This is a genomic window from Deinococcus carri, assembly GCF_039545055.1.
Classification (GTDB): Bacteria; Deinococcota; Deinococci; order Deinococcales; family Deinococcaceae; genus Deinococcus; species Deinococcus carri.
Genome location: NZ_BAABRP010000013.1, coordinates 1 through 20,314, shown reverse-complemented (window position 1 = coordinate 20,314; position 20,314 = coordinate 1). Strand labels below are relative to the sequence as shown.

Genomic DNA, 20,314 nt, shown 5'->3' with positions numbered 1-20,314 from the left:
TATTAAACTCTTAAGCATTATTATATCTCCTATAAGCTTTAAAGTATATCAAGGATAGGATGATAAGGGCTAAAAACTCAGGAAATATCATAGCTATTATCATACCATCTCCTCTATACCTAGGCACTAGCAAAAATATCAAACACAGCGTTATAAAACTTATCATAGTATAAATAAAAGTTACAATTTTATCTCTAGCGAGTGGTATTAAAAAATGGTACACGAGTACTGTATTAAACGCGGTAAGAGGGAACAGCACCATAAGCCAGCGTAGGTAATGAACACTTTTGATGTAGCTCTTCCCAAACAACAAATGTACAGCAAAAGGGGCGAGCAACCAACCAGCTACAAATCCTAGCAATCCTATAAGAGAGTAAAATAATAAAAAGCGTTTGACTAAAGTAAAACCCTTTTGGTGACTCTCTGCAAAAGCCCTAGCAGATCTAGGAAGAAGAAGCTGGTTTAAAGGGCCCAACAAGCTAACTCCAGCCCTTGCTAAACGATCTGCGTTTCCATATACAGGGACCAAAGCAGGCGGGGCAAAGAAACCAAACATAAAGGTTCCAGCCGCGGTATACAGGCTAGTTAATAGTGTAAAGCCCGAAAGGACATAACCCTCTCTTATGGCTTCAAAACCACCCCAAAGAGACAACGAAAATCCCCCTATGCTTTTCCACATACGAGATATAGTTAAGAAGTTTACTACTATCAGGGTCAAGGCCTGCAGCAATAACACTAAATAGGCATCGGAATTCCCTCTCACAAAAATAAGTATAGACAGGATATATACTACCCTTCCTATCATATCTATTATTGAGAACTCCACCATTCTCTCAACAGCCTGATAAAACCAAAGAGGACTAAAGCTCTGAGTAATTGCCCACAATAAAGCCAACCATGCAAATGACTGGTAATTAACTATCGCGGGCTGGTGGCTAACCAAATAAGTTATCAGAACAGCAAACAGTGAGAGAAGAATCTTTGCGCTTATAACGTTACCTACATCACGACTTACCTGCCCCACATCTCCTCTTAAAATAGCAATCTTCCGGGACAGGGACAATGTGAAGCCAAAGTCCAAAAGCAAAATCAACCAAAGCCCTAAAGCCTGAGCAGAAAGCAGAGCACCCCAAGTTAAAGGCTGAATAACACGAGTAAGAAATGGTAACAAAATAATAAATGAAAAGCCACGCAAAAAAAATGCCCCATAAACAGCGAGTGGAGTAAAAGCCCTAACAGCTGATGGGGATTTGAAAAAGCTTGAGAAACTCAACTTAAACCCCAATCTAACACTATCACAATTCTATAGCTCTTTTTCATATAACCAATCCTAGTAAGCACCCTTTCCCATAAGTACAACCCGTACTGTCTGAAGCAATATCACAATATCTAGCCACGGCGTCCAGTTAGTAATATAGAAGCGATCCATAACAAGACGTTCCCCAAAAGTACTGGAATTGCGTCCAGAAACCTGCCAGTAGCCAGTCATCCCTGGTCTAACTTGAGCGATAAAGTGGACCATTGTGCCCATTTTTTCCTGCTCACGTGGTAGATACGGGCGTGGGCCAACAAGACTCATATCTCCAAGCAGAACATTAAAGACCTGGGGCAGCTCGTCCAGACTGAATTTTCGCAGAATGCCACCGACCCGGGTCACTCGCGGGTCATCTTTCAGCTTGTGGTAAGTGTCATACTCCACACGCAATTGGGGATCGGCCTCCAACAGATGTTGAAGGCGCTCCTCAGCGTTCTGATACATACTGCGAAACTTGTAACAGCTAAATAGCACCAGATCTCTTCCTAACCGTGGAGCCTTGTAAAAGACTGGCCCAGGACTATCCAGCCGAATCAAGATGGCAATAATTAGGAGAAGAGGAGCCATCAACAACAGCCCCACCAAGCTCAGTATAAAATCCAGCGTTCGCTTGACAGCCCGCGCTCGCACGCTCCTGAGGTTATTTTTGATTTCGAGGCTCGCCACACTGCCGATGTTGTGGGGCTGCAGGGCCTGATTGGGCACGCCAAACAGGTCAGGGACCACCCAGGTGATAGGAAAGGCTGCGTAGACGCTGTTAATTACCCGCTGCTGCGTCTCAGCACGTGCACCCGGAATAGAAATTAGCGCTTGCTCGGTGGTGGGGTGTAGCAGGGCCTGCTCGATGGGACCCGCCACGGGCACCCCTTCCACCATTATTCCCTGAAGAGCCGGATTGTCGTCGTAGGCGACCACCGGGTTCAAGCCATAAGCGGGATTGGCGCGCAAGTGGGCGATATTCAGAGCCGCAGTACGACCAGCACCGATCACACTGATATTACGTCCGTACTGCCCCAGCCGAATCAATAGAGCACGCACGCCGTACCGCACCAACAGGGCCAGCACCAGAATCAACACCCACTCCAGCATCACACCCGTCACACTGGGAACGAAGCGGTTGATAGCAAAGGACGCTGCCAGTTGTGCCCCGGCCACCTGTACCGTCCCAACCACATGCAGCCGCAGTTCCGTTTGTGGTGAGCGGCCATAGCCAGGGTAAAGGCCCTGGTAGGCCCGCCACAGCAGCCACAGCACCAGCCAGATCAGGGTGGACTCCAGCAGAAGTGGGGGGCGACTCAGAAAGCGCAGCAGCAAGAAGGTCAGGACATATGCGAGCAGCGCACTGAAAATGTCCCCCAGGACCAGCGCAAGAGACTGGGGTAAGGCCGAGAGGCGCAGAGGTGCGAGCCGTACACCTGGTCCCGTCGGAGCGGAGGGTGCCCCGGCTGTCTCTGAGGACAGGCGCAGACCCATGGCCTAGCGGGCTTCCTTGACCCGGGGAGCATACCCGTATCCGTAGAGCTTGGCTTCCTGAGCCGAGACTGCCACCTTGTTGAGAATAAAACCCAGGACCGGCAATTCGGCACCACGGGCACGCCGCAACACCTGACGTACGTTCTGCAAGCTGGTCTGCCCAGCCTCCGCCACAATCAGCACGGCGTCCATATGTTTGCCCAGCACCAAGCCATCGGCCAGGGCCAGCAGGGGCGGGCTATCTACCAGCACCACGTCGTAGCTCTGGCTCCACTGCCGCAGCAACTCGCCCAGGTCAAGCCGGTTCAGCAGGACCAGACTGTCGTGAATTCCGGGACCGGCGGGCAGCACGTGCACATTCGGCTCGGCCTGCATCACCTGCACATTCTCCGGGTTACGCAGGGCGTCCTGGAAGGTGCGTGCCCCACCCACCCCCATAAGCTGGCACCAGCTATGCTCGCGCTCGTACTTGTCCCAGACTTCCTGCTGAGTGCCGCGCCGTAGATCAGCGTCAATGATCAGCACCCGCTGCCCACTGGTGGACAGACCATCGGCCAGGGTGGCAGTCAGGCTGCTTTTGCCCTCGCCAGGCGAGGTGGAGGAGATCATCACCCGCTGCCCGGGTTGGTTGCCCAGCCGGGTCAGGAGGTTGACGCGCAGAAAGCCGACGGCTTCGTACAGTCCGGCCTCCCGCGCAGCCCGGACAATGCCGTTAAAAACAATGTCCCGTTTGCGCAGGCGGGGAATCACGCCCAGGGTGGGCAGGCCAAAGGTCAGCAGATCATCCTCGTTACGCACAGTGCGGTCCAGCACAGTCCGTAGGGCGGCGATCCCGCCTCCCAGCAGCAACACCAGCAGGCCAGTCAAAACCGCATTCCGCAGCGGCCTGGGCGAGACAGGTCTCAGGGGCGGCACAGCCGGAGCGACTCGCTCCAGCGAACCTGCCGTTCCCTGCGCCTGGATGGCGGCCTGGGCTAGGTTGCGCTCGACCGTGGCCCGCGCCGCGATAAGCGTCTGCCGCTCCAATCCACTGACCGAACCGCTGTTCAGTTGGCGGTCGATCTCAGTCATCTGGGCACGCAGGCCACTCTCAGCCCGCTCCACATTGCTCAGGGCGCGCCCCTTGTCCCAGTTCAGCAGGGCCTCGGTGGTGATGTCGGTCAGGAGCGTGGCTGCCTGCGCCGTCGGTCCCTGAGCGGTGATGGTATAGATACCATTGCCCCCCATATCCAGACGGGAAGCCAGATCGATTGTCGTGACTTTGCGCTGCCGCAGTTCCTTCTGGAGGTCATCGGCGAGTTCGCTCCGAACCTCCGGCGCAAGCCGGGTGTCCGTGCGGACCCGGCGAATCACCTCACCCAGCACCACCGGTCCCTGGAGGGCCTCCTGAAGGGCACCCTCGGGGAGGGGCGGTGCCGTGACCAGGGTTCCGCCCAGCGAACCCACGTTCCCATTCCCATTCCCGGTCGTGATCAGGCTGGATGACGCCTCGTAGACAGGGGGTTGCAGCCGGGACCAGAAGTAGACCCCCAACGCCAGGATGGCGGCGGTCAGCAGAATCCAGGGCAGTTGACGGCGAATACCCCGCCAGAGGGTACCCAGATCAATCTCGGTTTCGGTGTCCTGCCGGGGCAGGTCAAGTAGCTCTTGCTCGGACGAACGGTATGAGGTCACGCGAAGCGCTCCAGTTCTGGGTGGGCCTTGAGTTGCTGAACGACTTTCTTGATGTCCTGGGTGCGGTCCTTGCGAACCACCAGGGTCACCTCGTCGGTCCGGACGATCACCACGTCTTCCAGGCCGATGGTGGCGATCAGATCGTCGCCCCGAGTGGTATACAGGATGGCCCCATCGGTGTCGAGGCCAATGTGACGACCGACGGAGACGTTCTGCCCTGCACCTCCCAGCAGGCGTTCCAGGGCATTCCAGTCCCCCAAGTCGTCCCAGCCGAACTCTGCGGGAATCACGGCCACCCGGTCGGATTTCTCCAGAATGGCGTAGTCGATGCTGATCTTCTGAAGGTGGGGAAAGACCTCACGGACACCGCCACCAGAACGGCCCCGCCGGATGGCCTGCGAGAGCTGCGCGTACATCGCTGGCTGGTACTCCTCGAAGGCGGCCAGAATCGCCGGAACCTGCCAGAGAAACATGCCGCTGTTCCAGCTATACCGCCCGTCGTCCAGAAAGGCCTGGGCCGTGGCGGCATCAGGTTTTTCGGTAAAGCGGCCCACCTCGAAGGCAGGCAGTTCGCCCCCCAGAAGTTCCTCACCCCGCTGGATATATCCATATCCCGTGGCCGGAAAGGTCGGGGTAACGCCGAGGGTCACGAGCCGCCCGGTGTTCCGGGCCACCTCGATGCCGCGGCGGACCACCGCATCGAAGGCCTCCGGCTGCGTGATGCGGTGGTCCGCCGGAAAGACGCCCATCACCGCGTCCGGGGTGTCCTGTGCGACCCGGAGTGCGGCGTACAGGACAGCGGGGGCTGTGTCCCGTGCCACCGGCTCGACAATCAGGTTCTCGACGGGCATGTCCGGCAGTTGCTCCAGCACCTGCGCGCGATACTCGCCCCCCGTGACCACCATCACGTGTTCGGCCCCGCCACTCAGAGCGGCCAGGCGGTCACTGGTGGCCTGAAGCAGACTGCGGCCCGTCTCGTCCAGGGTCAGGAACTGCTTGGGACGGTGCTTGCGCGACAGCGGCCAGAAACGCTCGCCACTGCCGCCCGCCAGGATCACGGGAACCAGGGGAATAGACGTCATGCCTCTCCCCAGAGAGAGAACGCTGACCGCATCCGCCAGGGAGACTGGGAGTCAAGGGGGGACAGGCCCCACACTTGAAAAGCAAATTGTTGGGCCATGAGAACTCCAGGGGTCATGGGGATAGCTCCCTCTTCACTTTCTCAGTCTACCCCCGACGGAAGGCAGATGCGGTGAAGAAACAGGAAACGGTCAACGGGCAGGGGAGCAGCATGGTAGCAGGCAGAAGCCGCGCAGTCACTTCAGAGGGTTGCGTAAAGGGGCCTTCAACCTCATGAGAAGGCGAACTTCTTAGAATGGGAAGTCATGAAAGCCATCATCCCTGCCGCCGGACTCGGCACCCGCCTGCGGCCACTCACTTTCACGCGCCCCAAACCGGTCCTGCCGGTCGCGGGCGCACCTATCATCGTCCATGCGCTCCGCACCCTGCTGGCGGCCGGGATCACCGAGGTGGCGATCATCGTGTCGGATGCCACCCGCGACGAGATCGCGCACACGCTTGAGCAGGTGCCCCAGGTTCAGGTCACGTTGCTCAACCAGCACGAGCAGCTCGGGCTGGGGCACGCGGTGCAGACGGCGCGGGAATGGGCCGGGCAGGACGACTTCTGCGTGTACCTCGGGGACAATCTCTTCGAGCACGGGGTGACGCCCTTTATCGAACGGTTCACGCAGGAACGCCCCGCGGCCGTGATCGCCCTGGTCGAGGTGGCGGACCCCACGGCCTTCGGGGTGGCGGAGCTGGACGGCGACCGCATCACCCGGCTGGTCGAGAAGCCGAAGGTGCCGCCCAGCAACCTCGCCGTGGCGGGCCTGTACTGCTTCACTCCCCAGGTCTTCGACGTGCTGGAGGGAATGCCGCCCTCGGCGCGCGGCGAGTACGAGATCACCGACGCGATCCAGGGGCTGATCGAGCGCGGCGAGCAGGTCCTGGGACAGCGGGTGTGCGGCTGGTGGAAGGACACGGGCCGCCCCAGCGATCTGCTGGACGCCAACCGCCTGCTGCTGGAACAGATCACGGAGGACGTGCAGGGCGAGGTGACCGACTCGCGCCTGTCGGGGCGGGTGGTGGTGCCCGCCTCGGCCCGCGTGGTCCGCAGCAAGATTGTCGGGCCGGTGCTGCTGGGCGAGGGCGTCGTGATCGAGGACGCCTACATCGGGCCGTTTACCAGTATCGGGCCGCGCAGCGTCGTGCGCCACGCCGAGGTCGAGCACAGCGTGGTGGACGCCGAGGCCCGCATCGAGGACCTCCACACCCGCCTCCAGGACTGCCTGATCGGCGTCCGGGCACAGGTCCGGGGCGGGCGCAAGACGCCGCGCACGCACAAGCTCACCCTCTCCGACGCCAGCGTGGTGGAACTGGCGTGACCGACCCCGCCTTCCTCCCGGCGAACCTGCCCGCCCCGCCGGACGACGGGGCCTGCGCCCACCTGCCGGGAATGCGGCTGCCCGCCCTGTCCCTCCCCGCGACGGACGGCGACGCGGTGGATCTGGCGACGTTGCCAGGCAGAACCGTGCTGTACGTCTATCCACGCACGGGCAGGCCGGATGAGCCGCTGCCGGAGGGCTGGGATCTGATTCCCGGAGCGCGGGGCTGCACACCGCAGTCCTGCGCCTTCCGCGACCACCACGCCGAGTTGCGGACGGCGGGGGCGCGGGTCTTCGGCCTGAGCACCCAGGACACGGCCTACCAGCGGGAGGCGGTGGAGCGGCTGCACCTCCCCTTCCCGCTGCTGTCGGATGCAGACCTGCGGCTGGCGGGGGCGCTGGGCCTGCCGACCTTCGGGGCCGCCGGGGAGACCCTCCTGCGGCGGGTGACGCTGATTCTGCGGGAGGGCGTGGTGGAACACGTCTTTTACCCGGTGTTCCCCCCTGACCGCAACGCGGCGGACGTGCTGGCCTGGCTGGCTGCCCACCCGGTTTGACCGTGCCGCCGTCCCGGTGCCGGGGCGCGTGGGGGCCTATCATGGGAGGATGACCGATTCTCCCCATATTCATCTGGGTTCGCTGCTGCGCACGTCCGCCGACGCGCATGCAGAGGGCGAACTCGACCACCTCAGCTACGAGCAGGGCGGCCAGCAGCAGACCCTGCGCTTTGCGGAACCCGCCCCCTACGAGGTGGACGTCAACGCGCTGGGCGGGCAGGAGATGTACCTCCAGGGCCACTTCGAGCCGACGCTGGTGATGGACTGTGCCCGCTGCCTGCGCGACGTGGAGGTGCCGCTGGAGCTGAAGCTGGGCACCCTGCTGCGCTACGACCCCGCCGTGGACGCGCCCTATCTGGAGGAGGCCGACACAGGCGAGGAGGTGCTGGTCTTCGGGGACCCCGACCTGGACCTGAGCGCCTACCTGGCCGAAACGACGCTGCTGGCCGCCCCCCTGAGCGTGCTGCACGCTCCCGACTGCAAGGGACTGTGCCAGGTCTGCGGCCACGACCTGAACGAGGGGCAGTGCGAACACATGGCGCAGGTGCCGGTCGAGGAAATCGACGACGAGCTGGGCACCCCCGAGGGGTCGGCACACGCCCGGCAGACCCCCTTCGCGGCCCTGCGTGACCTCCAACTCCCGGAGGACTGACGTGGGGCCGGAGCAGACGCCACCCGAGCTGACCCACTTCCGGGACGGCCTCCCGTGCATGGTGGACGTGACCGAAAAGGCCGCCACCACGCGCACCGCCACCGCCGAGGGCTGGGTGCGGCTGCCGCCGGAGGCCCGCGCCGCCCTGGAAGCCGGGACCAACCCCAAGGGCGATCCGCTGACCGTCGCGCGGCTGGCCGGTCTGGCGGGGAGCAAGCGCACGGCCGAGCTGGTCCTGCTGTGCCACCCCATTCCCGTGACCGGGGCCGATGTGCAGGTCACGCTGGAGGAGGCGGGCGTACGTATCGTGGCGACTGTGCGGACCACCGCCCCGACCGGCGTGGAGATGGAGGCCCTCACCGCCGTGTCGGTGGCCGCGCTCAACGTGTACGACATGCTCAAGGCCGCCAGCAAGGCCCTGGAAATCACCGGGGTCCGCCTGCTGGGCAAGACGGGCGGCAAGAGCAGCGACTACCGGGCGGCAGACCGTGAAGTCTAAACCGCAGGTCAGGGCAGAACCGGAAACTTTCCGCCTTCGTTCAACGTAGAAAGACCATATGGGCGTGAAGTGGGGTGAACCCTGGCTGAATCTGCTGCACCGCGAGGCGGAGGGTGACCTCACGCCCGCCGAGCAGGGGCAACTGGCCGCGCTGGAACAGGACCACGCCGGGGCGGTCGCGCAGGCCAGGCAAGCACTGGCACAGGGTATCGCCGCCCTCACCGGGCTGCCCCCGCCCCCGCTGCCCCACAGCCTCGCGGGGGAGGTGGCGTCGGACGTGGCCTGGGCCGCGGCCATCGGGGCCAGGCCCGTGCCCCCTCTCCCCTCCCCGGTCGCCGGGCAGGTGGCGGCGGAGGTGGCCTGGAGTCGGCGGCTGGAACGGGCGAATGTTCCCCCCCTGCCCCGCAGTATGGCGGCAGACGTGGCGGCGGAGGTGCAGGGGTCGGCCTGGCTGGGGGCACCCCCGGCCTTGCCGCGCAGTGTCGCCGCTTCCACCGCCTCCGAGGTGGCCTGGGCGGCGCGGCTCCCGGCCCCTCCCCTGCCGGCGTCGGTGGCGGTCCCCCTGGCCGCACGCATTGCGCGGGAAGCGGTGCAGGACGTTCCTGCTCCTGCCGCCCCTCCTCCCACGACACGGCTGCCAGTGGACCAGCCCCCGGTCCGGCACAACCCCGCACCGCTGCTGCTGGTCGGGGGCCTGCTGGTGGGGCTGACCCTGCTGGGGGTCACGAGTGCCTGGCCGAATCTGGCGGCGGGCGCGACCGTGCTGCAAACGCTGGTGGCGCAGGTGTCGCCGCTGGCGGGCGTCGGGCTGGCGCTGCTGCTGGCCGTGAGCCTGCTGGTCGCGTGGCGGCCCACCCCGGCGGTGCAGCGCCTCGGCACGCTGGCCTTTGGCCTGTCGGCGGTCCTGACCCTGCCCCCGCTGTATGAGGCCGTGGGCCGCAGCGGCGTCACGGTGGGGCACGACGTCACGGTGCACGGCCGGGTACCCGGCAACGTGATCGCGGTGGGCGGCAACGTGACCCTCGCGCCGGATGCCCAGGTGCAGGGGGAGGTCATCACGCTGTTCGGGGACGTGCGGCGGGACCCGCAGGCGAGCGTGACGGGCCGGGTCAATACCCTGCTGGGCCACGCGGCGGGCGACGCCACGGCCCTCCAGACCGCACCCCCGTCGGGCCTGAGCCTGGCGACCGCCTCCGCCTTCCGGCCGCTGCTGGGGTGGCTGGGCGGCGCGGCCTGGAGCCGGATTTTCGTGGTGCTGACCGGGGCCATGCTGCTGCTGCTGTTTGTGGTGGGTGCGGCTCCCCTGCTGGCGCGACGGCAGCGGCACGCGCCCCTGCGGACCCTGGCGCTGGGCGTACTGGCGCTGGCGGTGCTGATCGGCCCCGCGCTGGGGCTGGCGCTGGCGGGATTGCTGGTGCCCGCGCTGGTCGCCAGTGCCTTCGCGCTGCTGCTGGTGGCGACTGGCCTGAGCGTCAGCGCCTACGACGCGGGCCGCGCCCTCGCCTTCGCCCTGCGGCTGCCCGCCCCGGACGCTGTGGGCGCACTGCTGGGTCTGGGGGCGGTGGCCGCCACCCTCAGCCTGCCGCCCCTGGCCCTCACCTGCGCGCTGGTGGGCGGGGCCTGGGGTACAGGCACCCTGCTCCTGACCCGCTCGGGCCGCGAGGAGCAGAAGGTGGCCGAGCCGTAAGCCCCGAACACCCTTAACAGGACGGCGGGCCGGAGGAGAAAGTCCCCGGCCCGCCGTGATTGAGAAGCGCTCAGCCCAGAATGCGCTTGAGATGCAGGTAAATCTCGTACCAGTCCTGCTTGTCGCGGGGCCGCTTGCCACGCAGCTCGATGCGGGACAGGGTCCGGACCCAGTCGGGCGTGATCTGGCCACCCAGCGTGGGGTCGGCCACCAGATCGGCCAGCCCCTTGGGGAGCGCGCCCTCGGTGGAGTCGCCGTAGAACTCGACGCCCTCCAGCAGATCGTGAACGGTGATGGTGTAGGCCCCCGCCAGCGTCTGGAGGGTTTCCAGGCTGGGATTGGTGCGCCCACGCTCCAGATCGCTGAGGTAAGGCACGCTGATCCCGGCGGTTTCCGCCACGTCCTTGAGCCGCAGCCCGCGTTCACTGCGCAGTTCGCGGAGTCGTTCGTGCAGTTTCATATTCACCTCCTTGGCTGCGGCGTCGCCTCGTGTATCGCCCGCCGCTCCGGGGACCGGGCCAGGCGTTCAGGCCGCCTGGGGATGCGTTTGCCTCCAGGCAGAATCCGCCACCCTTGGTTGGAGTGTAACACCGGCTTCCGGTACGGTCAATACAGAATAAAGCCTTACTCTTCTTGCTACCCCCAAGGCACTCTGCTACTATCGTAATCAAAGCAGCCGTTCGTTCCCAGCCCGTACTTTTCAGCTCGCCGCCCGCAGGAGGGCCACCCATGCGCGCACTGGACATCATCGCCGAGAGCATCCGCGTCGGCTACGTTCACCCCACCACCGTCCTGAACACCCTGATCGAGGCCGAGAACGAGGGCGGCCTGGGGGCAGTGCGCCGCATCGAGCGGCACCTCAGCCTGGGCCTCCGTGCCCTGCGCGACCGCCAGCACCCCCACAGCAGCCTCGCGCAGACCTGGCTGGGGAGCGCACGGGCCTACCTGATTACCCAGGCCGAGCGCAGGCAGGCGGTGTAGCGGGCGGGAGCCGCCGGGGGCAGAAAGCAAAGGGCAGAGCGCCGGGAATGGCCTCTGCCCTCACTCTTGGCTCCCGGCCCTTAGCCCTCCGCCTCCAGGCCGTAAATCTCCCCGTACTTCTGGTGCAGGTAGGCGATGTAGGGGTCAGCCGTCAGGCCCTGGCCCGTGGCCTGCTGGGTCAGCTGGGTGGGGGTGAGGCTGCGGCCATACTGGTGGACGTTCTGGGCGAGCCAGGCGAGCAGCGGAGCGTAGTCAGCCTGCTTGATGCCCGCCGCGATGGACGGGTCCTGTTTCGCCGCCTCCAGGAGCTGCACGCTGAGCAGGTTGCCCAGGGTGTAGGTCGGGAAGTAACCGATCAGACCGGACGACCAGTGGATGTCCTGCAAGACGCCCTGGGCGTCGTCCGGGGGCGTGAGGCCCAGGTACTCCTGCATCTTCGCGTTCCAGGCCTCGGGCAGATCCTGCACCTTCAGGCGGCCTTCGAGTAGGGCGAGTTCCAGCTCGAAGCGCAGCATGATGTGGAAGTTGTAGGTGATCTCGTCGGCCTCGACGCGGATCAGGCTGGGATGCACGCGGTTGACGGCGCGGTAGAGGGCCTCCGGGTCCAGGCCCGCCGTGACCTCGGAGGCCACTTCGGCGAGTTGCGGGAAGTAGCGTTCCCAGAAGGGCCGGGAGCGGGCCAGCAGGTTCTCGAACATGCGCGACTGGCTCTCGTGGACGCCCAGGCTCGCGCCGCGCGACACCGGCGTACGCTCCCAGTGCGGGGCCACGCCGCGCTCGTACATGGCGTGCCCCGTCTCGTGCCAGGTGCCGAACAGGCAGGCGGGCCAGTAGTCCTCCACACGGGTGGTGATGCGCAGGTCGCTGCGGCTGAAGTTGGTCTGGAAGGGGTGGGCGCTCTCGTCCTGCCGCGCGAAGGTGGACCGGAGGCCGAAAGCCTCCCCCGCCACGCGCCAGGCAAAGGCCTTCTGGGCCTCGGGCGCGAAGGGGCGGGTCAGCACGCTGTAGTCGGCCGCGTCCCCGGCCGCCACGATGCGGCGCAGCAGCGGCAGCGTGCGGTCGCGCAGGTCCGCGAAGACGGGCTGCACCTGCGCGGCGCGCATTCCCGGCTCGTACTGGTCGAGCAGCGCGTCGTAGGGATGCTCCTCGTAGCCCAGCAGGTCTGCCTCGCGCCGGGCCAGGTCCATCATCTTTTCCAGGTGTGGCGCGAAGGTGGCGAAGTCGCTGCGCTTCCGCGCCTCCAGCCAGGCGTGATGGGCCTCGTTGCGGGCGCGGGTGGCCTCCTCCACGAAAGCGGTGGGCAGGCGGGTGGCCTTGTCGTGCTCGCGGCGCGTGACCCGCACGATGGCGGCGTCCGTCTCACCTTGCCCTTCGCCCGCCGCTGCGAGCAGCTCGGCGGTGCGGGCGTCCGTGAACAGTTCGTGGGCCAGGCCCGCCAGCGTCGCCATCTGGAGGCCGCGCACGCGGGCCGCTTCCCCCGGCATCTGCGTCTCCTGGTCCCAGGACATCAGTCCGGCCGCGGCGTACAGGTCGCTCACCTGGCCCAGGCGGCGCTTCAGTTCTTCCATTCCCATACCCGCAGCCTAGCGCCCGGAGAGGGGGTGCGCGGAATAGGCCATTCGGCGTGCCCCCTACTGCCAGCGCTCCCGGCCTTCAGCCACCTCCCCCAGCAGCCGGGGCCGCACCTCCCCGATGAGGTACAGGCTGCCGCAAACCACCCCCAGGCCCCCAGGCGGCAGCAGGGCCAGGGCCTCGGCGGGAGTATCCGCCAGCCGCAGCGGCAACCCCGCGAAGTGCGGCGCGAGGTCGGCGGGGGCCGCGGCACGGGGACTCAGGACCGCGCGCGTCAGAATCACCTCCGACGCCAGCGGGCGCAGCACCTCCGCCACCCCCGCCACGTCCTTGTCGGCTGCCGCGCCAAACACGACCGGCAGGCGCTCTACACCCAGGCCACGCAGCGCCTCCACCAGTGCCCGCGCCCCGTCCGGGTTATGTGCCCCGTCCAGCAGCACGCGACCACCGAGCCACGGCAGCACTTCCAGGCGGCCCGGCCAGCGCACCCCCGCCGCCCCCGCCCCGATGGCCTCCGCGCCCACACCCAGCCGCCAGGCCGCCGCCGCCGCCAGCGCCGCGTTCCGCGCCCCGTGCTGGCCCAGCAGCGGCGTGTGGAAGGTCAGTGCGGCTCCGGGCAGGTCCATCTGCACCGTCCAGCCCTCCCAGCCCAGCGGAGTCGTCTGGAGACACACCTCCCGCCCCAGTGCCCACAGGTCTGCGCCCACGGCCTCCAGCAGGGGCAGGAGGTCTGCCGTCACGCCCGTCACGGCGGGGCGACCTGGCCGCAGGATGCCGGCCTTCTCACGGGCGATGGCCTCCCGCGTCTCCCCCAGAATCTCGGTGTGGTCCAGGGCCACGTTCGTGATGATGCTCAGCCGGGGGTCCAGGACATTGGTGGCGTCCAGCCTCCCCCCCAGTCCGACTTCCATCACGGCCCACGTGACGCCCGCCTCCGCGAACAGCAGGCCGCCCAGGGCCGTCACGATTTCGAAGAAGGAGGCTTCCACCGCCTCAGCCTGAGGGCGGACGCGGCGCAGGGCGTCCAGCACCGTCTCCTCCGGCAGTTCCTGGCCGTTCACCACGAAGCGCTCGGAGAAGCGCGTCAGGTGCGGGCTGGTAAAGAGGCCGGTGCGCTCGCCCGCCGCCGTCAGAATGGCCGCGAGGGTGGCGGCCGTGCTCCCCTTGCCATTGGTACCGCCCACCAGCACGGTCCGGAAGTCGGCCTGTGGATTCCCCAACCGTGCCAGGAGGGCCTCTACCCGCGTGAGGCCGGGATGCACCCCAAAGCGTTGCCGTGCGAAGAGCCAGTCCAGTTCCGTCATGGCGGCAGCATAGGTGCAGGCGGGCCGGGAGCCAAAAGAAGGCCGGGGACAGCCCCAGCCTTCCGGTCTTGCCCTGACTCAGGCCTCCGGGGTGAAATACGCCTCCAGCGTCGGCACAAGCTGCTTCTTGCGGCTGATACGGCCTCCCAGATCGGCGCGCCCCTCTGCCACCTCCACGCCAAAGGCCTCGCGCAGCACCTTTTCCTCGGTGGCGGACAGCACCAGCGTCACGTTCGTCTCGTTCAGGATATCCACGACCGACAGCAGCACGCCGTTCAGGCCGTCCTCCGCGCGGGCCTGGTCCATCGCCTGGAGCAGCTCGGCCTGGCGGCCCAGGACGTAGCCGGGATTGGTCGTCTCGATCACGCCGATACCCCAGCGCTGGGGCTGCGTGGCCTCCCCGAACGGGAAGACCTTGTAATCCATCTTCAGGAGCGTCGCGGCGGGCGTGTCCCCCAGGTCGCTCTTGGCGGCGAACATCGCGAGCGCGTAGGCCTCCACATCCTCCACCCCCGCGACCGGGGCCAGGAACGCCACCGCCTCCCGGTCCTCCGGCGTGGTCGTCGGGCTGCGGAAGTGCAGGGTGTCGCTGAGAATCGCGCTGAGCAGCAGCCGGGCGTCGGCCCGCTCGACCGGCAGATTCGCCTCCCGGTGCAACTTGAGCAGGATGGTCGCCGTGCAGCCCACCGGCTCGAAGCGCAGATAGGGGGGCTGCGCCGTCGTCAGGTCGCCCAGCTTGTGATGGTCGACCACCCGCGTCACCGTCAGGTCCGCCAGGTTGGGGGCCGACTGCGCGCTCTCGTTGTGGTCCACTAGGGCCACAGCGGTTCCGGCAGCCAGCTCCGGCAGCAGAGGCGGTGCCTCCACCCCCGCCTCCCGCAACACGAAGGGCGTCTCGAAGTTCAGCTCGCCCAGGCGGTAGGCCTGCGCGGGGACACCCTGGCGGGTCAGCAGGCGGGCATAGACCAGCGCGGAAACGATGGCGTCGGTATCGGGGTTGGTATGTCCAAAAACAGCCAGCATGAGAGGGATTCTAGAACACCTGCCCGGCAGGGGCCGAACCGCACAGGAACTGGGCAACAAAAAAGAGGCCCCGGAGGGCCTCCTCAAACCACTTAGGTTTAGAACTTGAAGGTGTAGCTGACCTTGAAGCCCTGGGCGATGTTGCTGCCTTGGTTGGTGTAACCGGCGTCACTGGTACCGTTGGTCCCAGCGGCCCTGCTCGGGGTGCGGTCGTTGTAACGGAAGATGCCGTAGTTGGCCGTCAAGCCGTTCCAGTCAAGCTGGGCGAACACGCCCTGGAGAGTACCGGAGCGAGTACCGAAATTACCGCCGGTGTAGGGGTCGCTCGCGCCACCCAGGGGGCTGGCGTAGAAGCGGTCGGCACCCGCGCTGTAAGTTGCCGAAGCACCGCTGGCGCTGCTGGCCGTGGTCGGGCCTGTGGTGCCAGCTACGTTGAAGCCCTGGTAGTAGGCGTAGCCGACGCTGGCCTTCATGTTGGGCACCAGGAACTGGTTCAGCGAGATACCCGCCTGGCCGAACAGCTCGCTGGCCGTGGTGTTGGTGTTTTGCACGCTGCGGCCCACGTTGCTGATGCGGTTAGCGAAGTTCACGAACACGCTGGGCTGAAGCGGGATGGCCGTCAGCGGCTGGGTGCTCAGCTTCACACCGTACTTGACCGTGTTGTAGGTACGAGCATCGTCGGCAGTGGGATCATAGTTGGGGTTGTAACCCGCCTCACCCGGCTGCTTCGGGTTCGTCAGCGTGCCATTGAAGTCAACCGGAGTACCATTCTGCGTGGTGAACAGGTGGTAACGGGCGAAGGGCTGAATCTTCACGCCGGCGAAGGTACCGGTGTAGTCGCCGTAAACCTGGAAGTCGTTGATCCGGTCACCGTAGAAGTAGGCGTCCGCGACCGTGAAGTTCAGGCCCTTGACCAGCGCGTTGGTAGCCGCACCATCGTGATTCAGGACCGCGCCATACGTGCTCGACCAGGCAAAGGGCACGTTCGCGATGTCCATGTAGGGGCTGGTCAGGTTGTACTGGAAGCCGCTCGAACCCGGACCGGCGAAGTTCAGATCGGCATGAATCAGATCGTTGTTGACCGTGGAGCGGTTGTAGAAGCCAACCAGCTTGAGGCCACCAAGTCTGACCCCAGCACTTACGCCGAAGTTGGTGTTACGGTCAGCGTCAGCGCTCTTGATGTAGGGCACGTAGCTGTCGCCGTAGGCACCCAGGGCGATCGGGCCGACGTTGGTACCGATAGCAGCACCGAAACCGACCTGGTCGGGAGCGTAGGGCATGCTGGACTTGTAGCCCTGCGCGCCGAGGTAGTAGGGCGCGTCGTTGGTCGACATGCCCGCCTTGCCATCGGCGAAGTCCGGATCAATGGCGCGGAAGTTGGCCCCGAACTGCACGAGGCCCAGGTTGGCCTTGCCCTCGGTGAAGAAGGCCTGGTCGCGGTTGGCGAAGGCATTCTGGAAGGTGCCGCCGCCGGTCACGAAGTTGGCAGGGGTCTGGGGGATGCTGGCAACGTAAGCACCCGTCAGGCTGAAGGGCGCATTGCCTTCGGTGTCACGGCTGCCGAAGCCCAGGTCGTAGTCCACGCCGAACGCCGTGCGGTTGCCGTCGTTCTGCGCGAAGGACAGCCCCACGGTGCCGACGCTGCCAGGGTTCATGCTGGCGCGCAGACCGTAGTAGTTGCCCACGAAGCCAGGAACCGAGCCGGAACCCACCGCCGCAGTGGCGCTGCCGTTGGCGCGCACGCCGGTGGCCGCCGCCTGACCGGCCACGATGGTCAGCTTGGGCGAGAAGGGAAGCTGGGTGGCCGTCACGTTGGCCACCACACCCCGGCGCAGCGTGGGGGTGAGGGTGCCCTCGTTGGCGTTGTCGTTCGCGAACAGGTAGTCGTTGAACTTGAAGCTGCTGCGGTACGACTCGTAACGCACGTCGAACTTCTGGCCCGCGATCGTGCCGTCGGCGGTCGCGTTGTCCACGAACACGCCCACGCCGCCGCCGTTCAGGTCAAACGTGTTGCCCGCGTAGAAGTTGATCGCCGCGTTGTTCACCTTGACCTGACCGTTGGTGGTGGTCAGGTTCTTGGCCGTCACGCCGAACACGATGTAGCTGTTCTGGGTGTAGGGGCCGGAGTTCGTATCCGTGCAGCCGGTGTTGTTGCCGCTGGGCGAGTAGAAACCGCCGGGGCAGTTCAGGCTGCTGCCGCTGACGGCGCTGCTAAAGGCACCGTCAGCGAAGGTCTGGCGGGTCAGGCGGTCCACGTCGAAGTTGGTGGTGCCAGCCACCAGGCCCAGGCGACCATACTGCGCGTTGATCGTGCCGGTGATGCCGAACTTGGGCGCGTTCTCCAGATTGGTCACGCGGGTGTCGATGGTACCTACGCGGCCCGCGAGCGCGTCGAAGTCGCTGCGCTGCACGAAGTCGGCCTGGGCGCTCTCGACGGCGCTCACACGGTCCTGAAGGTTCAGGATGTCCTGGTTCAGCAGGACGGTGAGGTCGTTCAGCGCGGCGATGCTGCTGGCGTTGTCGTCGATGTCGGCGCGCAGGGCGTCGTAGTCGTCGGCGCGGGCCGTCAGCTCGTCGATCTGGGCCTTGAGGTCGGCGATGGCCGCCGCGTCACCGTTGGCGGCGGCGAGTTCCTCAACGCGCGCTTCCAGGCGGGTGAAGTCGTCGCGGCTGACCGCGTTCTCTTCCAGGTCGCTGACACGAACGCCCAGGGCCGTCAGGTCGGCGGCGAGTTCCTGAATGGCGTTCTGGAGCGCTGTCAGGTCGTCCTGGGTCAGCGTGCCGGCGGGCACTTCGCCCTGGCGCATCTGGTCGAGGAGGCGCGCGATGATCACGGCGGCCTCGTAGCGGGTCAGGTTCTGCGTGCCACGGAAGGTGCCGTCCGGGTAGCCGAGGATGATGCCGCGGCTGACCAGACGGTCGATGGCGTCCTTGGCCCAGTGGCCGGCGGGAACGTCGGTCAGCGTGGGCACCTGGGGTGCGCTCGCCGGAGCCGTGGTTGCCGGGGCCGTGGTCGCCGGAGCCGTCTGAGCGGCAGCGGCACCAAAGGACAGCGCGGCGGTGAGAATGAACAGGCTCTTCTTCATAAAACCCCCAAAGGCGTCGCGCGTCCGAAGCACTTCCGGCACTAAGGTTGACGGTGGGGCGAGTTGCCGAGTTTCCTCTCCCGGAGCAGTTCACCTTCCGCGTTCTTCCGCGCAACCTGACTCCCGCTGCCTATGGCCCCGGAGAGATCAGATCAAGCGGATGATACAAGCGTGAAGAAGCATGGGTCAACCCTGAGATGAGGATAAAGGGGTCTCATTGACAGATACGGCGCTTTTCTGATCAAAGCATGAAGAAAGGGGGAGGTCTTCGTGCATAGCCTGAGCCGGAATTCATCACGCTGGAGCCTCCACCGACGCTCCGGCCGCCAGTGCCGCCTGGAACCAGGCTGGGACTGCCTGTTGAAAGTAACGCTCGGCCCAGACCTGTGCCCACTGCTGAAAGGTTCCGGCTGCAATAGCACGACTTGCCCGCTCGACCAGGCGGTGAAGGTAACGCAGGTTGTGCAGCGACAGCATCCGGGGAGCCAGCATCTCCTCGGCACGCAGCAGGTGTGCCAGGTAAGCGCGGGTGTAATGACGGCAGGCATAGCAGTCACATTCGGGGTCAATCGGCTCCAACTGCCTGCGGGGAGCACTGGAGTTCAGATTGAGCCGCCCCTCATCCGTGAGCGCGTAGCCGAAGCGGCCTGTCCGTGTGGGGTACACACAGTCGAACATATCGACCCCTAGGGCAATGCCAGCAATGAGGTCCTCGGGGTGACCCACACCCATCAGGTAACGGGGCTTGCCCTCTGGCAGACGGGCCGCCGTAAAGGCCACAGCCGGGTACATCTCCTCCTTGCTCTCCCCGACTGCCAGGCCGCCGATAGCGAACCCTGGGGTGCCGAACGGCAACGTGAGATCCAGGCTGTGCTGCCGGAGGTCCTGATGCACGCCCCCCTGCACGATGGCGAACAGGGCCTGGTCCTCCCGCGACTTCACAGCCTGACAGCGCTCCAGCCAACGAATGGTCCGCTCCAGGCTCTGCTGGATGTAGTCCCGCTCGGCGGGGTAGGGCGGGCACTCGTCAAAGGCCATGATGACGTCAGCCCCCAGGGCTTCCTGCACCCCTATGCTCCGCTCCGGCGTGAGCAAGACCATGCTGCCGTCCAGATGGCTCTTGAAGGTCACGCCCTCCTCGTTGATCTTCCGCATGTGCCCCAGGCTCATAACCTGGAAGCCTCCAGAGTCTGTCAGGAAGGGGCCGGGATAGGCCGTGAAGCCGGGCAGACCCCCGTGGGCGGCCACCAGCTGCTCTCCGGGGCGCAGCATCAGATGGTAGGTGTTACCCAGAATCATCTGCGAGCCGATTTCCAGCAATTCCTGTGGGCTGATGCCCTTGACGGTGCCCTGCGTTCCCACGGGCATGAACATCGGCGTCTGAACCTGTCCGTGGGGTGTTTGAAAGGTAGCCACCCTGGCGCGGCCATCACGGTGTTGAATCTCGAACTCGAACATTCCGGCATTCTGCCTTATTTACTTGAATACGCCAGCGACCGTACTTTCAAACTCTCGTCTTATAGTTTTGCCCTGTTCAACTTCCAGGGAACAGGAACAACAGCCCACAAAAAAGCCCCCACCGACTGAGGGTGGGGGGGTGGGGAATGGAGCGGGAGACGAGATTCGAACTCGCGACATCTACCTTGGCAAGGTAGTGCTCTACCAGCTGAGCTACTCCCGCACAGTGTTGTGCAGAGAAAGGGAAAAACCCCCGCGCTGACCGACTTTTCCGGGACCCTGCGGTCCGAGTATCATAGGCGCTGCCGTGTTTCACGACCCTGTTCGGCATGGAGAGGGGTGGTTCCGCGGCGCTGTGGGCACGGGGGTGTCTGGTGTTGTCATGGGGATGGCAGCGTGAGGCGAAGGGTGGGAGTGAAGGGTCCACCCCGCTCCGCGGGGTGGGGATGATGGCAGAGGACGGTCAAGACCTCGTCTGATGAGGACCAGTCAACTGAGGGCATTGCTGCGCTTACATTTCTGGCCTCTGTACCCGGTGGTCTACCGGGAGACTTACCTTCTGAGAAGTGGGAGAACTCATCTTGGGACG

General features: G+C 65.0%; 16 protein-coding genes, 1 tRNA gene and 2 rRNA genes. 6 read left to right on the top strand and 13 right to left on the bottom strand.

The genetic code is table 11. The features are described 5' to 3' along the window. Positions 1–10 precede the first annotated feature (10 nt). From ABEA67_RS14220 to ABEA67_RS14205, 4 genes are read right to left on the bottom strand one after another with little or no spacing between them, the layout of a single operon-like run. Positions 11–1,273, bottom strand: a complete 1,263-nt coding sequence (locus ABEA67_RS14220) for an oligosaccharide flippase family protein (RefSeq protein WP_345466335.1) — start codon at positions 1,271–1,273, stop codon at positions 11–13. 57 nt (positions 1,274–1,330) lie between these two features. Continuing rightward, positions 1,331–2,788 (bottom strand): undecaprenyl-phosphate galactose phosphotransferase WbaP, encoded by a 1,458-nt coding sequence (wbaP, locus tag ABEA67_RS14215; protein WP_345466333.1) that lies wholly within the window; start codon positions 2,786–2,788, stop codon positions 1,331–1,333. A gap of 3 nt (positions 2,789–2,791) precedes the next feature. Then, positions 2,792–4,462, bottom strand: a complete 1,671-nt coding sequence (locus tag ABEA67_RS14210; RefSeq protein ID WP_345466330.1) for a tyrosine-protein kinase domain-containing protein — start codon at positions 4,460–4,462, stop codon at positions 2,792–2,794. Continuing rightward, positions 4,459–5,544, bottom strand: coding sequence for a mannose-1-phosphate guanylyltransferase (locus ABEA67_RS14205; RefSeq protein WP_345466328.1), 1,086 nt, complete (start codon positions 5,542–5,544; stop codon positions 4,459–4,461). Before ABEA67_RS14205 ends, ABEA67_RS14210 begins: the two co-directional genes overlap by 4 nt. 303 nt (positions 5,545–5,847) lie before the next feature. Here ABEA67_RS14205 and ABEA67_RS14200 point away from each other — a divergent pair, with 303 nt between their 5' ends. Genes ABEA67_RS14200 through ABEA67_RS14180 form a run of 5 tightly spaced genes read left to right on the top strand, consistent with a single transcriptional unit; the run spans position 5,848 to position 10,301 of the window. Next, the gene (locus ABEA67_RS14200) at positions 5,848–6,906 is read left to right on the top strand and encodes a glucose-1-phosphate thymidylyltransferase (protein ID WP_345466326.1); all 1,059 of its coding nucleotides are present in this window, start codon (positions 5,848–5,850) and stop codon (positions 6,904–6,906) included. Further along, positions 6,903–7,463: a peroxiredoxin gene (locus ABEA67_RS14195; RefSeq protein WP_345466324.1), complete on the top strand. Its 561-nt coding sequence runs from the start codon at positions 6,903–6,905 to the stop codon at positions 7,461–7,463. Before ABEA67_RS14200 ends, ABEA67_RS14195 begins: the two co-directional genes overlap by 4 nt. Positions 7,464–7,512: 49 nt before the next feature. Then, positions 7,513–8,115 carry a DUF177 domain-containing protein gene (locus ABEA67_RS14190; protein WP_345466322.1) on the top strand — a complete coding sequence of 201 codons (603 nt, stop codon included), beginning with the start codon at positions 7,513–7,515 and terminating at the stop codon, positions 8,113–8,115. A 1-nt stretch (position 8,116) separates the two neighbouring features. Further along, the gene (gene moaC / locus ABEA67_RS14185; RefSeq protein WP_345466320.1) at positions 8,117–8,614 is read left to right on the top strand and encodes a cyclic pyranopterin monophosphate synthase MoaC; all 498 of its coding nucleotides are present in this window, start codon (positions 8,117–8,119) and stop codon (positions 8,612–8,614) included. A gap of 58 nt (positions 8,615–8,672) precedes the next feature. Next, positions 8,673–10,301: a polymer-forming cytoskeletal protein gene (locus ABEA67_RS14180; protein WP_345466318.1), complete on the top strand. Its 1,629-nt coding sequence runs from the start codon at positions 8,673–8,675 to the stop codon at positions 10,299–10,301. 70 nt (positions 10,302–10,371) lie between these two features. Here the strand turns inward: ABEA67_RS14180 and ABEA67_RS14175 are convergent, their stop codons facing one another. After that, positions 10,372–10,761 (bottom strand): helix-turn-helix domain-containing protein, encoded by a 390-nt coding sequence (locus tag ABEA67_RS14175; protein ID WP_345466316.1) that lies wholly within the window; start codon positions 10,759–10,761, stop codon positions 10,372–10,374. A gap of 269 nt (positions 10,762–11,030) precedes the next feature. Between ABEA67_RS14175 and ABEA67_RS14170 the strand changes: the two genes are divergently transcribed. After that, entirely contained in the window at positions 11,031–11,282 is a 252-nt protein-coding gene (locus ABEA67_RS14170; protein WP_345466314.1) for a hypothetical protein, read from the top strand. Positions 11,283–11,362: 80 nt separating this feature from the next. Here the strand turns inward: ABEA67_RS14170 and ABEA67_RS14165 are convergent, their stop codons facing one another. The 8 genes from ABEA67_RS14165 to ABEA67_RS14130 form a co-directional block, all read right to left on the bottom strand. Beyond that, the gene (locus ABEA67_RS14165; RefSeq protein ID WP_345466312.1) at positions 11,363–12,856 is read right to left on the bottom strand and encodes a carboxypeptidase M32; all 1,494 of its coding nucleotides are present in this window, start codon (positions 12,854–12,856) and stop codon (positions 11,363–11,365) included. 57 nt (positions 12,857–12,913) lie between these two features. Then, on the bottom strand, positions 12,914–14,158 hold the full coding sequence (locus ABEA67_RS14160) for a bifunctional folylpolyglutamate synthase/dihydrofolate synthase (protein ID WP_345466309.1): 1,245 nt from the start codon (positions 14,156–14,158) through the stop codon (positions 12,914–12,916). Between the two features lie 78 nt (positions 14,159–14,236). After that, complete coding sequence (locus ABEA67_RS14155; protein WP_345466307.1) at positions 14,237–15,181, bottom strand: manganese-dependent inorganic pyrophosphatase; 945 nt, start codon at positions 15,179–15,181, stop codon at positions 14,237–14,239. 98 nt (positions 15,182–15,279) lie between these two features. Beyond that, positions 15,280–18,267: an S-layer homology domain-containing protein gene (locus ABEA67_RS14150; RefSeq protein ID WP_345466305.1), complete on the bottom strand. Its 2,988-nt coding sequence runs from the start codon at positions 18,265–18,267 to the stop codon at positions 15,280–15,282. Positions 18,268–18,561: 294 nt separating this feature from the next. After that, a complete protein-coding gene (gene tgt / locus ABEA67_RS14145) occupies positions 18,562–19,725 on the bottom strand; it encodes a tRNA guanosine(34) transglycosylase Tgt (protein WP_345466303.1) in 1,164 nt (387 codons plus the stop codon). A gap of 147 nt (positions 19,726–19,872) precedes the next feature. Continuing rightward, positions 19,873–19,948: transfer RNA gene (locus ABEA67_RS14140), tRNA-Gly, on the bottom strand. 27 nt (positions 19,949–19,975) lie between these two features. Beyond that, a 5S ribosomal RNA gene (gene rrf, locus ABEA67_RS14135) occupies positions 19,976–20,092 on the bottom strand. A 92-nt stretch (positions 20,093–20,184) separates the two neighbouring features. Next, positions 20,185–20,314 (bottom strand): 23S ribosomal RNA (locus tag ABEA67_RS14130); the annotation flags it as partial.